Source organism: uncultured Marinobacter sp. (genome assembly GCF_963974375.1).
Taxonomy (GTDB): Bacteria; Pseudomonadota; Gammaproteobacteria; order Pseudomonadales; family Oleiphilaceae; genus Marinobacter.
In genome coordinates this window covers 1-13,985 of the sequence record NZ_CAXBDN010000015.1, presented here as the reverse complement: position 1 = coordinate 13,985, position 13,985 = coordinate 1, and the positions used below count along the sequence as shown (strand labels likewise).

11 protein-coding genes are annotated in these 13,985 nt (G+C 59.5%); 7 read left to right on the top strand and 4 right to left on the bottom strand.

Translation table 11 applies throughout. The features are described 5' to 3' along the window. The first annotated feature begins 47 nt into the window (after positions 1-47). The 6 genes from AAC035_RS02330 to AAC035_RS02305 all read left to right on the top strand — a co-directional run bounded on the left by AAC035_RS02330 (position 48) and on the right by AAC035_RS02305 (position 6,506). Positions 48-1,322, top strand: a complete 1,275-nt coding sequence (locus AAC035_RS02330) for a DUF3426 domain-containing protein (protein WP_339799598.1) — start codon at positions 48-50, stop codon at positions 1,320-1,322. A gap of 257 nt (positions 1,323-1,579) precedes the next feature. Further along, positions 1,580-2,578: a tRNA dihydrouridine synthase DusB gene (gene dusB, locus AAC035_RS02325; RefSeq protein ID WP_339799596.1), complete on the top strand. Its 999-nt coding sequence runs from the start codon at positions 1,580-1,582 to the stop codon at positions 2,576-2,578. After that, positions 2,575-2,895: a DNA-binding transcriptional regulator Fis gene (gene fis, locus AAC035_RS02320; protein ID WP_339799594.1), complete on the top strand. Its 321-nt coding sequence runs from the start codon at positions 2,575-2,577 to the stop codon at positions 2,893-2,895. The genes dusB and fis overlap by 4 nt, the downstream gene beginning before the upstream one ends. Before the next feature lie 79 nt (positions 2,896-2,974). After that, positions 2,975-4,555, top strand: coding sequence for a bifunctional phosphoribosylaminoimidazolecarboxamide formyltransferase/IMP cyclohydrolase (gene purH, locus AAC035_RS02315; protein WP_339799592.1), 1,581 nt, complete (start codon positions 2,975-2,977; stop codon positions 4,553-4,555). Between the two features lie 24 nt (positions 4,556-4,579). Continuing rightward, positions 4,580-5,866, top strand: a complete 1,287-nt coding sequence (gene purD, locus AAC035_RS02310; protein ID WP_339799591.1) for a phosphoribosylamine--glycine ligase — start codon at positions 4,580-4,582, stop codon at positions 5,864-5,866. Between the two features lie 28 nt (positions 5,867-5,894). Next, complete coding sequence (locus AAC035_RS02305; protein ID WP_339799589.1) at positions 5,895-6,506, top strand: methyltransferase domain-containing protein; 612 nt, start codon at positions 5,895-5,897, stop codon at positions 6,504-6,506. 18 nt (positions 6,507-6,524) lie between these two features. Here AAC035_RS02305 and AAC035_RS02300 read toward each other — a convergent pair whose 3' ends face one another. The 4 genes from AAC035_RS02300 to AAC035_RS02285 form a co-directional block, all read right to left on the bottom strand. After that, complete coding sequence (locus AAC035_RS02300) at positions 6,525-7,268, bottom strand: putative 4-mercaptohistidine N1-methyltransferase (RefSeq protein WP_339799588.1); 744 nt, start codon at positions 7,266-7,268, stop codon at positions 6,525-6,527. Between the two features lie 64 nt (positions 7,269-7,332). Beyond that, the gene (gene senA, locus AAC035_RS02295) at positions 7,333-8,682 is read right to left on the bottom strand and encodes a selenoneine synthase SenA (RefSeq protein WP_339799587.1); all 1,350 of its coding nucleotides are present in this window, start codon (positions 8,680-8,682) and stop codon (positions 7,333-7,335) included. A gap of 175 nt (positions 8,683-8,857) precedes the next feature. Continuing rightward, entirely contained in the window at positions 8,858-11,995 is a 3,138-nt protein-coding gene (locus AAC035_RS02290; protein ID WP_339799586.1) for a multidrug efflux RND transporter permease subunit, read from the bottom strand. Next, complete coding sequence (locus AAC035_RS02285) at positions 11,995-13,170, bottom strand: efflux RND transporter periplasmic adaptor subunit (protein WP_339799584.1); 1,176 nt, start codon at positions 13,168-13,170, stop codon at positions 11,995-11,997. Before AAC035_RS02285 ends, AAC035_RS02290 begins: the two co-directional genes overlap by 1 nt. Positions 13,171-13,316: 146 nt before the next feature. On the opposite strand from AAC035_RS02285, the gene AAC035_RS02280 reads away from it, so the two are divergent. Continuing rightward, positions 13,317-13,943 (top strand): TetR family transcriptional regulator, encoded by a 627-nt coding sequence (locus AAC035_RS02280; protein WP_339799582.1) that lies wholly within the window; start codon positions 13,317-13,319, stop codon positions 13,941-13,943. Positions 13,944-13,985: the final 42 nt, after the last annotated feature.

Here is a 13,985-nt window from a genome sequence, read left to right as displayed (position 1 = left end):
TGCAGTCGCTAAACTGCTGACAGTCTGAGACCTGACAGGATTTAAGGATGGCCGATACCAGTCTGTTGACCCGTTGCCCCCATTGCGACACCCGGTTCCGGGTGACGGACGAGCAGCTTGCGGTGGCCAAAGGCAAGGTCCGGTGTGGCAGTTGCATGGATATTTTTGACGCCAGAGAACACCAGATCACTACTGAAAGTGAGACCGCGCCCCGAACTGATCAGCCTCAATCCGACAGCCAGGACGAGCCCGACCTGATCTTCCAGGACAATCCGGAAGAGGATGCAGCGGAAGGCCCCTATGCCGGTAACCGCCTGAATTTTTCCGACGACGAACTCAGCGACAGCTTTCGCTCGTTTGATGAGACCAGAACCGCCGATAGCGATGACGACGATGAGTCGAAGATCGATGAAAGCTGGGCCGAAGCGATGCTGGAGGACGAGTTCCTCAATGAATCCTCGCTGAGTGCCAGGCCGGAAGATCGCGCCGTCGGGTCACAACACACGCCCCGTGATCGTGATGCCGGCAAATCCGAAAGCTCACAGCCGAAATCTGTGGCGCCAGAACCCAAAGCCCCGGCGGCAACCCGGCAAGAGCCAACCTGGTCGGAATTCGATAAGCAGGATGAACCTGCCGCCAGCCCGACCCTGCAACCCCGCACGCCCGACCACGAAGCGGAGCCGCAACCGCTGACAGCGATGATCAGTGCTGATGCTGATTCAGCCACGCCTGCGGGGCCGGCACGGATCCAGCGTGCCACCACCCCCTATGACGAGCTTTCCCGGGAGCCGGTTGCGGTTGGCCGGCCCCGTGGCAGCGCCAGGGGCTGGCTCTGGTCTCTGGTCGTGCTGGCGCTGATGGCCGGACTGGTATCACAACTTGCCTGGTTCCAGTTTGATCGGCTGTCGGCCATTCCTGAGCTGCGCCCCTGGTATGAACGGGCCTGCGATCTTGCTGGCTGCGAACTTACGCCACTGACCGCCCTTGATCGCATTCAGAGCCGTCAGCTGGTGGTTCGCACCGATCCGGAAAACCGCAATGCACTGCTGGTGGACGCTGTGATCATCAATCAGGCCGATTTCGAACAGCCCTTCCCGGCCATTGCCCTTACCTTCTCGAATCTCAACGGCGATGTGGTCGCCCAGAGCGTGTTCCCCCCGGCGGATTATCTGGCAAACGATAGTCAAAACCTGTTATCAATGGCGCCCGGTACACCGGTGCGTATTGCTATCAGCATTCGTGACCCGGGCCGTGATGCGGTCAACTACAACCTGCGCTTTGTTCCTGCCCAGAGTCCCGTCAACAAACAGGCGGTCCGTTGACGGGGTCAGAAACCCTGCCCGCACCGTCGTTCAATATGACAGGACTGTAATACCGGACAGGCTGTCGCGCAAAAGTCAACCAGAGCGGACGAAAAATAATCAACTTTTTCCACCTCAGCGCCCTTCAATAGCCGCTGCCCGGGCGGTATCATTGTCGCCCCCTGTGATAATGCACCGCACCCCCCAGCATGATCTTTTATGCTGACTGCGAGTTATTGCCAGGAATTTTAGCAACCGAACAGTTATGGACGGACATCATGCTGCCAACAGCGACCATCGGGCCTTACACACTGCCCAACTCGCTGATCGTAGCGCCCATGGCTGGCGTTACCGACCGCCCCTTCCGGCTGCTTTGCCGCAAGATGGGGGCCGGCCTGGCGGTATCGGAAATGGTCATTGCGGATTCGACCCTCTGGCACACCCGAAAGTCCAGATTGCGGCTGGATCACCGTGGCGAACCAGAGCCCCGTTCGGTGCAGATTGCCGGCGGTGATCCTGAAATGCTGGCCAATGCGGCCAGAATGAATGCCGAGCATGGCGCCCAGATTATCGATATCAACATGGGCTGTCCTGCCAAAAAGGTTTGCAACAAAGCGGCCGGTTCCGCCCTGATGAAAGACGAAGACCTGGTGCGGGCTATTCTGCAGGCGGTGGTTCAGGCGGTCGACGTGCCGGTCACCCTGAAGATGCGGACCGGCTGGGACCGGGAACACCGGAACGCCCTGCAGATCGCAAGAATGGCTGAAGATGCGGGCATTCAGGCCCTGGCCATACACGGCCGAACCCGGGCCGATGGCTACCGCGGCGAAGCCGAATACGACACCATCGCCGAGGTCAAATCCCGGGTCCGTATTCCGGTGTTTGCCAACGGTGATATTGACTCACCGGTCAGGGCAAGAGACGTGCTTCGATACACCGGAGCCGATGGTCTGCTGATCGGTCGTGGCGCCCAGGGCCGGCCCTGGATATTCCGGGAAATCGGCCATTTCCTGACGACCGGAGAGCTTTCTCCGGAACCACCCCTTGATGAGGTGGAAACCATTTTGCAGGGTCACCTGGCAGAGCTGCATCAGTTCTACGGAGACCCCATGGGCATAAGGATCGCCCGCAAGCATGTGGGCTGGTATCTCCAGTCCCACGATGCCGACAAACAGTTCCGGAAGCACTTCAACACGCTTGCGTGTGGACAGATGCAGAAAGACAGTATTCAACAGTATTTTGCAGGCTTACGAAATGGAGAGGTATTCGCAGCATGACCGCTGAAACACTGGCAAACGATAATCTGGCGCACTCCGCAAACGACGACGGCCAGCCGACACTGCAAACCATCAACAGCAGCGGCAACTCCGTCACCTTGCGGGACAGCGTGGAAGTCGCCCTGAAGAACTACTTCGCCCAGCTTGATGGCGCCCCGGTTACCGAGGTTTACCAACTGGTACTGTCTGAGGTTGAGGCCCCGCTGCTCGAACAGGTAATGAGATACACCCGCAATAATCAGACCAAGGCCTCCACCATGCTGGGTCTGAACCGCGGGACGCTGCGCAAGAAACTGAAACAATACGGTCTGCTATAATCAGACTGTCCCGAAGAGGCCTCCCGGAGATCATTCGCGAGGCCTTTCCTGTTTTACACCGGTAGAAAAACAGAGAGCTATGGCCAATCAGTCCAACACCCCTGTCCGTCGTGCCCTGATCAGTGTGTCTGATAAAACAGGCATTACCGAGTTTGCCCGTCAGTTGACCGCCCGCGGCATCGAGATCCTGTCCACCGGCGGCACCTTCCGCCTGCTGCAGGAAAACCGGATTCCGGTTACCGAAGTCAGCGATTACACCAGCTTTCCGGAAATGATGGATGGCCGGGTGAAAACCCTGCACCCCAAAATCCACGGCGGCATACTCGGCCGACGGGGTATCGACGACCAGGTCATGACCGATCATGGCATCAACCCCATCGATATGGTGGTGGTCAACCTCTACCCCTTCGAGGACACCGTCGCCAACCCTGACTGCGACCTGGCGACGGCCATCGAGAACATCGATATCGGCGGGCCCACCATGGTCCGGGCCGCCGCCAAGAATCACGCCGATGTGGCGATTGTGGTCAACAGCAGCGATTACAGCCGGGTACTGGCGGAGCTTGAAGACCTTGACGGTGAACTCAGCCACAAGACCCGCTTCGATCTGGCCGTGAAGGCCTTTGAGCACACCGCCGGCTACGATGGCGCCATTGCCAACTACCTGGGCGGTCGCACCGCTGATAACGACAACGCTGACTTTCCCCGAACCTTCAACACCCAGTTCGTCAAGGTTCAGGACATGCGCTACGGTGAGAACCCGCACCAGCGTGCGGCCTTCTATGCCGAACGCAATCCGAAAGAGGCCTCGGTGGCAACCGCTACCCAGCTGCAGGGCAAGGCGTTGTCCTACAACAACGTGGCCGACACCGATGCTGCCCTGGAGTGCGTGAAGCCTTTCGCTGACCCTGCCTGCGTTATCGTCAAGCACGCCAATCCCTGTGGCGTCGCCATTGGCACCGATATCCTGCAGGCCTATGACCTGGCTTTTGCGACTGACCCGACGTCGGCGTTTGGCGGCATCATTGCGTTCAACCGTGAGCTGGATGCAGAAACCGCCAAAGCCATCATCGACCGTCAGTTTGTCGAGGTGATCATTGCGCCGACGGTGGCAGCAGAAGCGGTGGAACTGATCGCCGCCAAGAAAAACGTGCGTCTGCTGGCCTGCGGTGAACTGGACAGCGATCGCGCCAAAGCCATGGACTTCAAACGGGTCACCGGGGGCCTGCTGGTTCAGGATCGGGATCTGGGCATGGTGGCCATGGAAGACGTCAAGGTGGTCACCGAACGCCAGCCAAGCGAAAGCGAACTGAACGACCTGCTGTTTGCCTGGGAAGTGGCCAAGTACGTCAAGTCCAACGCCATTGTCTACGCAAGGGCCGGACGCACCATCGGCGTCGGGGCAGGACAGATGAGCCGGGTCTACAGTGCAAGAATTGCCGGCATCAAGGCTGCCGACGAAGGTCTTGAAGTGAAAGGCTCGGTGATGGCCTCTGATGCCTTTTTTCCGTTCCGCGACGGTATCGACGCTGCAGCGGCGGCCGGCATTACGGCCGTTATCCAGCCCGGAGGTTCAATGCGGGACCAGGAAGTGATTGATGCAGCCAATCAACATGGTATTGCCATGGTCTTCACCGGTATGCGCCACTTCCGTCACTGATCGTTGTACAAGGGAAATAACAATATGAACATCCTGATTATTGGCAGCGGCGGGCGTGAACACGCCCTGGCCTGGAAGGCCGCCCAGTCTCCTGACGCAGAGCGCGTGTTCGTGGCACCGGGTAATGCCGGAACGGCAAGGGACCAGCGTCTGGAGAACATCGCGATTGATGTCATGGATATCGATGCCCTGGCCGACTTTGCTGCCACCCATAGCGTCGGCCTTACCATTGTCGGCCCGGAAGCGCCGCTGGTAGCAGGCATCGTGGACAGATTTGAAGAAAGAGGCCTGCGGGCTTTTGGTCCCAGCGCCGGCGCAGCGCAGCTGGAGGGTTCCAAAGCCTTCACCAAGGATTTCCTGGAGCGTCAGCAGATTCCGACAGCGGCCTACGGCAACTTCACCGATGTTGAACAGGCTCTTGCCTACGTCCGGAAACAGGGCGCACCCATCGTGGTCAAAGCTGATGGCCTGGCCGCCGGCAAGGGTGTCATCGTTGCCATGACCCTGCAAGAAGCCGAAGACGCTATCCGCGACATGCTTGCCGGCAATGCCTTCGGAGACGCCGGCAGCCGAGTGGTGGTAGAAGAGTTTCTGGAAGGGGAAGAGGCCAGCTTTATTGTGATGGTAGACGGCGAACATGTGCTGGCCATGGCCACCTCCCAGGATCACAAACGGGTTGGCGACGGTGATACCGGCCCCAACACCGGGGGTATGGGCGCTTACTCGCCAGCTCCGGTGGTGACCCCGGAGATACATCAGCGCATCATGGATGAGGTTATCTACCCAACCGTTCGCGGCATGGCGTCCGAAGGCCACCCCTACAAGGGCTTCCTGTATGCCGGCCTGATGATTGATGAGCAGGGGGCACCTAAGGTCATTGAGTTCAATTGTCGCTTCGGCGACCCCGAGACTCAGCCTATCATGCTGCGTATGAAGTCTGATCTGGTGGCCCTGTGCAATGCCGCCATTGACGGCAAGCTCGATGAGTGCAGCTCTGACTGGGACCCACGGGCCTCGGTGGGCATTGTTCTGGCAGCCGGCGGCTACCCCGGCGATTATCACAAAGGGGACGCCATCAGCGGTCTGCCGGACGCGGAAACCGAGGGTGAAAAGGTCTTTCACGCCGGCACCTGCATTCAGGGTAGCAAGGTGGTCACCAACGGCGGTCGTGTGCTCTGTGCCACGGCCCTGGGTAACACCGTTACTGAAGCCCAGCAACGGGCCTATGCACTGGCCAGGACTATCAGCTGGGAGGGGGTGTTTTTCCGCAACGACATCGCCTATCGCGCCATCGAGCGAGAGCAGGGCTGACAACGGCAGCCCGTTTGGATTCCAACCCATGGCAGCCATGTTTACCCAGGCCAGCTCACTGCACGAAGAACGGCTCAACAAGGTCGCGGCCCTGATTCATCATACCGGCGCAAGGCGGGTGCTGGATCTGGGCTGCGGCTCGGGTTCGCTGATTCGCCTGTTACTTGGAAACACCCGGTTCACCGAGATCTGTGGCCTCGAGCAATCCGGCCTGTCGCTGCGACAGGCCAGGGAAATGCTGGCGGAAGTGGCGCCTGACGACACCCGGGTAACCTTGCGCCAGGGTTCCTACATGGACGCTGCCCTGGACCTGAGCGGCTACGATGCCGCCGCGATGGTAGAGACCATCGAGCACATTGATCCCGGCCGGCTGTCGGAAGTGCAGCGGGCGGTGTTTCAGCACTACCGCCCGGCGTGGCTGATCGTGACCACGCCCAATGTGGAGTACAACCCCCTCTACGATCTGCGCCCCGGCCAGCTCCGGGACCCGGACCACAAATTCGAATGGCCCCGCCACAAATTCCGCCAATGGGCCACCACTGTCGCCCGGCAGACAGGTTATAGCGTCAACTTCGGGGGTATCGGTGAGGAGGATCCGGAGTACGGGCCGCCTACCCAGACGGCTGTGTTCAGGCTTTAGTCATTTTTGCCACGGAATTCACGCCTTCCGCTGCCACGCCGAAAGTTCGGCAATGGAGTGCTGGTATTTGCGGGCGGTCTCGCGGATCACGAACGGCACATCCACCGGGCTTTGCAGCGGCTCAAAGTGGGCCGAGAGGATTTCCGACATGCCATCCAGCACCCGGTAAGGCGCCCCGTTGCGTTCAAAACCACCGATCCACTGGCTTCGTGGAGTGAATTCCTCCAGCAGGGTATAGGGTGAGCTGATCACCAGCACGCCATCGCTTGCCAGCAGATTATGAACATGGGAGAGGAAGGCCCGCGGCTCCTGCAGGCGATCAATCAGGTTGCCGGCAAAGACCAGGTCATAACCACTGAATTCCGGACCGAGGTTACAGGCATCGGCAACCGCAAACCGGGTCCGGCTGGCGGCATCCTTGAGGTGTGCGTTTTCAAGACTTACGGACTTTTGCTCGCCCAGCTCGCCCTGCTCCCGCAGAAAATAGGGCATCTCTCCGGTCTGGCGAAGCTGGCTCGCGGTTTCGATAAACCGGTTCGACAGATCCACCCCGTCGACAGACTCGAACGCCCGCGCCAACTCGAAGGTGGTCCGGCCGACGGCACAGCCCAGATCCAGAGCCCGTCGCTTTGGTCGTCCGGCCATCACTTCGAGACAGATAGAGGCGCAGCGAGCCGGATAATTACCGACCCCGAAATAACTGTCACCGAAATGAAAGGCCAGATACTGGCCCAGCAACTCATCGGTTTCATACATGTTCATTAGGCTCTCCTGTGAAGAAAAACTGACCGGGCAAAAGTAAGCGCCTGAAGTGCCGAAAACAACACTATCGGGCGCAGGTCCGGAAACCGGTGTAAACATCGTTACGCTGGGGCAGATAGGCCTGCCGATAGGTGCCCCGGATAAGGGCCGAAGAGGTTGCGCAGCCGCCGCCCCGGGTCACCTTGTGATCGCCGAACTGCAGGGTGGACATAAACGGGTACATGTCCACGCGGAAACCGTCGTAAGGCAGAAACTGATCGGAGGTCCACTCCCAGACCGAGCCGATCATCTGGCGACAGCCAAAGGGACTGTCTCCGGCCGGCAAAGCCGCGACTGACTGTCTGGCCATGGCGGTGGCATCAAGGTCTGCATGCTGAGGTGACGGTGCGTCGTTACCCCAGGGGAAACGTCTGAACGGCTCACCCGGGCGATTACCCAGCGCCGCCACCTCCCACTCCCGCTCCGTGGGCAGGCGACGGCCAGCCCAGTTGCACCAGGCTTCCGCTTCCCAGTAACTGACGTGGACCACCGGTGCCTCCGGATCCAGCGGCAGCCACTGGTCAAACAGCCGCTGCTGCCACTGGTTGTGTCGGTACTGCCAGTACAGCGGGTGCTGCGGACAGCGCAGAACCGGCGAGGGTTCACCATACACCAGCGCAACGTCTGTCTCAGTCTCCAGCCACTTGCGGCCGCCAAAGGACCAGAGTTCGGGCCGACGGTAACCACCATCTTCCACAAAGGCCAGAAACTCCCGGTTACTGACCAGCGTTCTGCCGATCCGGAAATACTCCAGCTGCACTTCATGGCGGGGCTTCTCGCCATCAAAAGCAAAATCTTCCCGGGCGTAGTGTTGGGACTCAGCAGGCATGCCAATCAGCCAGGTGCCGGCGGGGATTTCCGCATCCTCTTTGAGGTCCTCGTTCGGACTCTCACCGGTAACTTCAGGCTCGGAAACCTGTCCCGGGGGTTGCGGATAACCCACGGTCTGCCGGCACCAGATCATCGACTCGATATGCATATGCTGGTGGTAGAACGCATAGCGGTATAGGTAAAGCTCCTGCTCACTGAGGTCGTGCTGGCGTATCCGCGCCTCAATACGCTGGTAGATGGCGAGAAAATACTGACGGGTGGCATCCCGGCCCGGGAAAAATTCCCGGCTCCAACGGTCGCGATGATCAATATGGAACGAATCCCAGAGGTCATCCATGGACGGATCGTAACTGGGAACGCCGTCCAGCCACTTGAGCACGAACACCTCGTAGAAAAATGCAGCATGCCCCATTTCCCACAGTGGCGGGTTGACACCTGGGTGCCAGGGCACGTTGAGCTGGTCATCGGCAAGACTGTCCACCAGGGCCAGGGTGCGGTCCCGCGTTGTTGCAAGTAAATCAAGCAACCAGTTCTGATCGTACATAGGCTTCCGGATCTCTTTCTTTCAGACCGACGTTCTCGGTTCCCATCCATGACCGCGCCTGTTGGCGGCCACTCAGTTGTACTCTGAGCCTAGCACAACAGATCAACCGGCCAGCCATGAAAAAGCCCGGCAAGCCGGGCTTTTTCATGGGTCGACAGGCTGACAGAACCAGTCGTCAGCTTTCCAGGCGCAGGTCTTCGTCTGCGGCCTTGCGATTGCGCTGCCAGTCCCCCAGGTCTTCAATCAGCTTGTAGAACAGCGGCACGAAAAACAGGGCCAGGGTGCTGGCTGCGATCATGCCACCCACCACAACCGTGCCGATCTCCTGACGACTGGCTGCGCCCGCTCCGGTGCTAAAGGCCAGGGGCATTGAACCTACGATAAACGTCAGCGCGGTCATCATGATGGCCCGGAAGCGCTGCTGGGCAGCGGCACTGGCCGCTTCGGTGCTGGTCATACCCGCGCGCCGGTTCTGCGCGGCAAACTCCACAATCAGGATGGCATTCTTGGCGGCCAGACCGATCAGCACCAGCAGCCCCACCTGGAAGTAGATATCGTTCGGGAATCCCCGCAACAGCGAAGCCGCTGCGGCACCAAACACCCCGAAAGGCACGGCGGTCGCCACCGCAATGGGCAGGCCCCAACGTTCGTACTGAGCCGACAGGATCAGGAATACCAGCAATAATCCCAGACCAAAGGCGATCAGACCGGTGTCAGCGGAGGCCACCAGCTGGTAGGCCTCACCGGTCCAGCCCAGCTGGCTGTTCGGATCAAGCACCTGCTCACCCACGTCCTGAAGTGCCGCCAGGGCATCACCAGAGGTGAAGCCGGGGCCCGGGTCGGCCAGTAGTTTGGCGGCCGGGTAGACGTTGAAGCGATTGAGAATATCCGCCCCGGCGATACGCTCCAGTTTGACCAGCGAGCTCAGCGGAACCATTTCTCCGTAGTTCGAGCGCACAAATACCCGGCGCAGATCATCCGGATGACTGCGGAACTCGCCTTCGGATTGCAGGTTTACCTGCCAGTTCCGGCCAAGCAGTGTGAAGTCATTGACGTAGAGCGAGCCAAAGGTGCTCTGCATGGTGACAAAAATCTGGTCCACCGGCACCCCAGCCGCTTCTGCTTTTTCCCGGTCAACGGTCGCTTCGTACTTCGGTATGCTGGTATCCAGCGTCACCCGCACATTCTGTAGTTCAGGCCGTTCGTTGGCGGCGGCGGCAAAGCGGTCGGACAATGCCTTGATCTCCGCAGAACTGCGACCACCGCGGACCTGGATATAGCCTTCCACACCACCGGTGGTGGACAGACCCTGAATGGGCGGCGGAGTAAAGGCAATAACGAAGGCATCCGGCATACCCGCGCCGATGCCCATGATCTTACCGGCAATGCTGGCTGCGTCCTGACCATCACCCTGACGGTCATCCCAGTCTTCGAGGGTGACAAAGGCAACACCGGTGTTGGTGCGCAGGGCGCTGGCAATAATGTCGTAACCGGCAAAGGCCACCATGTTCTGTACTTCCGGCAGCGCCGTCACCTTCTCTGACAGCTCGTCCCGCATGGCTTCGGTGCGACTGAGAGAAGACACCGCAGGCAGCGACGAGGATACGATCACAAAACCCTGATCTTCCTGGGGCACAAGACCCGATGCCATCTGGTTCATCATGAACAGGGTGCCGCCAATCATCGCGACGAACAGCAGCACACCCACCACCGCATGACGCAACAGCCAGTTCACCACCACCATGAAACCACGGGTCAGATAGTCGAACCCTGCATCGAACCAGCGAAAGAAGGCCCTCTGTTTCTGTGGTTTGCCACCCAGCAGCATGGCACACATGGCGGGAGTCAGGGTCAGGGCAACGACGCCGGAAATCACTACCGACACCGCAATGGTGATGGCAAACTGGCGATACAGCTCACCACTGAGGCCACCGAGGAAAGCCACCGGGGCAAACACCGCCACCAGCACCAGCGTTGACGCAATGACCGCGCCGGAAACCTGTTTTACGGTTTCAACCGAGGCATGGTATGCGGATTTACCCTCTTCCTTCATCAGCCGTTCGGCGTTTTCCATGATGATAATGGCGTTATCCACCACTACCCCTATAGCCAGAATCAGCCCGAACAGGGTCAGCAGATTCACCGAAAAACCCATGGCCTGCATGCCGGCAAAGGTACCAATCAGCGAGACCGGAATGGCCACCAGCGGTATCAGGGTGGCTTTCAGATGTTGCAGGAACAGGAAGGTCACCACAATAACCAGCAGTACGGCAGCGATAAAGGTGTTGATCACTTCCTGTATCGATACATCGATAAAGCGGGTGGTGTCGTAGGGGACGTCGTATTCAAGCCCCTCAGGGAAGCGCTCACTGATGACCGCCATGGCTTCGCGCACGACCCCGGCGGCATCCAGAGCGTTGGCGCCCGGCTGCAAATACACCCCGATCGGCACGGTAGGCTCACCATTGAAGGTGGCGGCAAAATCATAGTTCTGGGCGCCAAGCTCAATCCGGGCCACATCCTTCAGGCGCAGGGTGCCACCGTCCTCGTCACTGCGCAGAATGATTTCACCGAATTCCTTCGGGCTTTCAAGGCGCCCCGGCACCGACACACTGAAGGTAAAGGCCTGGCCTTCCGGGGCCGGCTCCGCACCGATGCGCCCGGCGGCAAACTGGGCATTCTGGGAGCGGATGGCGCCTGCAACGTCGGCCGGCGTCAGCTCAAACTGGGCCATCTTGTCTGGCCGTAACCAGATCCGCATGGAGTAATCCTGGGCTCCGAACAGGGAGGCATCGCCGATACCGGGCAACCGCACCAGCTCATCGAGCACGTTGAGCAGGGCGTAGTTACTGATTTCCACCACACTCATGCTGCTGTCCGGGGAAGACAGCGCCATTACCTGCAGCAACGACGTAGACCTGGCTTCCACTTTCAGACCAAGATCGCGCACCGCCTGGGGCAGGCGGGCGGTGGCCTGCTGCACCCGATTGTTGACGTTTATGGTGGCCTGATCCGGGTTGGTGCCTATCTCGAAGGAGACGGTTATCCGGAAGCTGCCGGAGTCCGTGGCGTTGGACTCCAGGTAAATCATGCTGTCGACACCGTTGATTTCCTGCTCCAGCGGTGCAACCACCGATTCAGAAATCACCGCTGCGCTGGCGCCCGGATACCGGCCATCAACCACCACCTGCGGGGGGACCACATTGGGGTACTGTTCTACCGGCAGCCCCATCAGGGAAATACCCCCGGCCAGCACAATAATAATGGAGATGACCGAAGCGAAGATCGGCCGGTCGATAAAGGTCCGCAGCATTATTCAGGCTCCCCGTTTTCCGGATCTGCCACCTTCACATCCATTCCGTCCCGCAGTGACACCATGCCACTGGTCACGACCCGATCCCCCTCTTCAAGTCCGGACAGGACCACCTGACGACCGTCCACAACCGGTCCCAGTTCAACCGCACGACTGCTCACCTTGCTGCTGTCATCCACCACAAACACCCGGGCGCCGTCCGGACCCTGGCCAACAGACGTTTCCTTGACGGTAAACACGTCCTCAAGATTCTGCAGCTGTATGCGGACCCGGACAAACTGGCCCGGAACGATCTCGTAATCGGGATTCGGAAACACCGCCCGGGCCGATACGCTGCCGGTTCTCGGGTCCAGAATGCTGGCGGTAAAATCTACCTCACCGCCTTTGCTGTACTCCTCGCCATTGACCATGACCAGTGTCGCCGGCAGGTTGGATGGCTCATCACTACCACTCATGGCTAGCCGGGCCCGACGCTGAATGGCAGCATCATCTTCCGGCAACGCGAAGCGAACGTGAATGGGATCCTGCTGGATAATGGTGGTCAACAAGGTGCCCTGCTGTACCAGACTGCCCTCCGGCAAATCTTCAAGACTGGTGACACCGGATACCGGCGCCTTGACATCCGTGTAGCCGAGCTCAAGGCGGGCCTGAATCAGACCGGCTTCCGCCACCGCTAGATTGGCCTGGGCCAGATCCAGCGCCGACTGGGCCGAATCCCGCTCACGTTCGCTGACGGCGTTGCGCTGGAACAATGAGGCAATACGGTTCCACTCGCGGTCAGCCTGACTCAGATTGGCCTGAGCGACCTGACGCTGGGCTTCGGCACCGCGGACCGCCGCACGGGCCGGGTCAGGATCAATCCGGAACAGGGAGTCGCCCTCTTCCACCACCTGGCCCTCACTGTACTGACGCTCCTCCAGAATACCCTGGATCCGGGCACGGACTTCCACCTCACGGGCACCTCTGGCCCGGCCCGCGTAGTCCTGATTCACCTTTACACTGGTCAGCTCCGCCCGCTCCTCCCGGACCTCCGGTGCCGGCGTTCCCTGGCCGCCGTTGCCACCGCCACCGCCACCGTCGTTCTGGGGCTCGTCGCTGCAACCCGCAAGCAATGTGGCAATCATGACAAACGACAATCCGGTATACAGCGAATAGCGCCGTGGCAGAGCTGGCATGGAAAACTCCCGTGATTTGATCCAGGGCAGAAAGGTCGTTAAAAATACATTCATGAATGTATGTTTGCAATCAAAAAATGGCTATACTTCCGCTCCGAACCGGACCACGACCTGATCGAATCCTGAACAGGAGCCTCCTGCCAGATATGCCCAGAAAAACCAAAGCGGAAGCCGAAGCCACCCGCGAAGCCATTCTCGACGCCGCCGAGTTCGAGTTCTACGAGCGCGGGGTCGGCTGCACCTCTCTGGAAAAGATCGCCTGTGCCGCAGGGGTAACCCGGGGCGCGATTTACTGGCATTTCCGCAACAAGCAGGACCTGTTCGACGCCATGCTGTGCCGGGTCAGCAATCCAATGGTCGCCCGTCTTGAAGCCCTGTGTGAGAATCACGGAAGTATAAATGGGCTTCGTGACATCTGTATTTACTCGCTCAGCCAGCTTGCCGAAAATGAACACCACTTCCGGGTATTCAGCATTCTGTTTCATCGCAGCGAATCCGATACCGGTATGGAAATTCAGGGCAACCTGGCACGCCAGGCCATCGAAAAACTCACGTTGTACTTTCACCAGTCACACAATTCAGACGTGCTGAACCCTGGCATTTCCCCCGAACTGGCCGCCAATGCGCTGCAAAGCTATTTTTCGGGACTCTATTACGAATACCTGGGCGATCCCGGACGCTGGAACCTGAAGCAGGATGCGCGGACGCTGGTGGACCTTATTCTGCGGGGCATCTGTAAGCCCGCGAACTTACTCATTCAGGAGACAACATGAAGAAGCAAGTGCTGTGCGGACTGATCGGCCTGTTCTCGGCCC

Excerpts from the sequence above, each read along its gene's own strand:
- AAC035_RS02305 (WP_339799589.1), top strand. The coding sequence starts at position 5,895 with ATGGCAGCCATGTTTACCCAGGCCAGCTCACTGCACGAAGAACGGCTC.
- AAC035_RS02330 (WP_339799598.1), top strand. The coding sequence starts at position 48 with ATGGCCGATACCAGTCTGTTGACCCGTTGCCCCCATTGCGACACCCGG.
- purD (WP_339799591.1), top strand. The coding sequence starts at position 4,580 with ATGAACATCCTGATTATTGGCAGCGGCGGGCGTGAACACGCCCTGGCC.
- AAC035_RS02285 (WP_339799584.1), bottom strand. The coding sequence starts at position 13,170 with ATGCCAGCTCTGCCACGGCGCTATTCGCTGTATACCGGATTGTCGTTT.
- purH (WP_339799592.1), top strand. The coding sequence starts at position 2,975 with ATGGCCAATCAGTCCAACACCCCTGTCCGTCGTGCCCTGATCAGTGTG.
- AAC035_RS02300 (WP_339799588.1), bottom strand. The coding sequence starts at position 7,268 with ATGAACATGTATGAAACCGATGAGTTGCTGGGCCAGTATCTGGCCTTT.
- AAC035_RS02280 (WP_339799582.1), top strand. The coding sequence starts at position 13,317 with ATGCCCAGAAAAACCAAAGCGGAAGCCGAAGCCACCCGCGAAGCCATT.
- dusB (WP_339799596.1), top strand. The coding sequence starts at position 1,580 with ATGCTGCCAACAGCGACCATCGGGCCTTACACACTGCCCAACTCGCTG.
- AAC035_RS02290 (WP_339799586.1), bottom strand. The coding sequence starts at position 11,995 with ATGCTGCGGACCTTTATCGACCGGCCGATCTTCGCTTCGGTCATCTCC.
- senA (WP_339799587.1), bottom strand. The coding sequence starts at position 8,682 with ATGTACGATCAGAACTGGTTGCTTGATTTACTTGCAACAACGCGGGAC.
- fis (WP_339799594.1), top strand. The coding sequence starts at position 2,575 with ATGACCGCTGAAACACTGGCAAACGATAATCTGGCGCACTCCGCAAAC.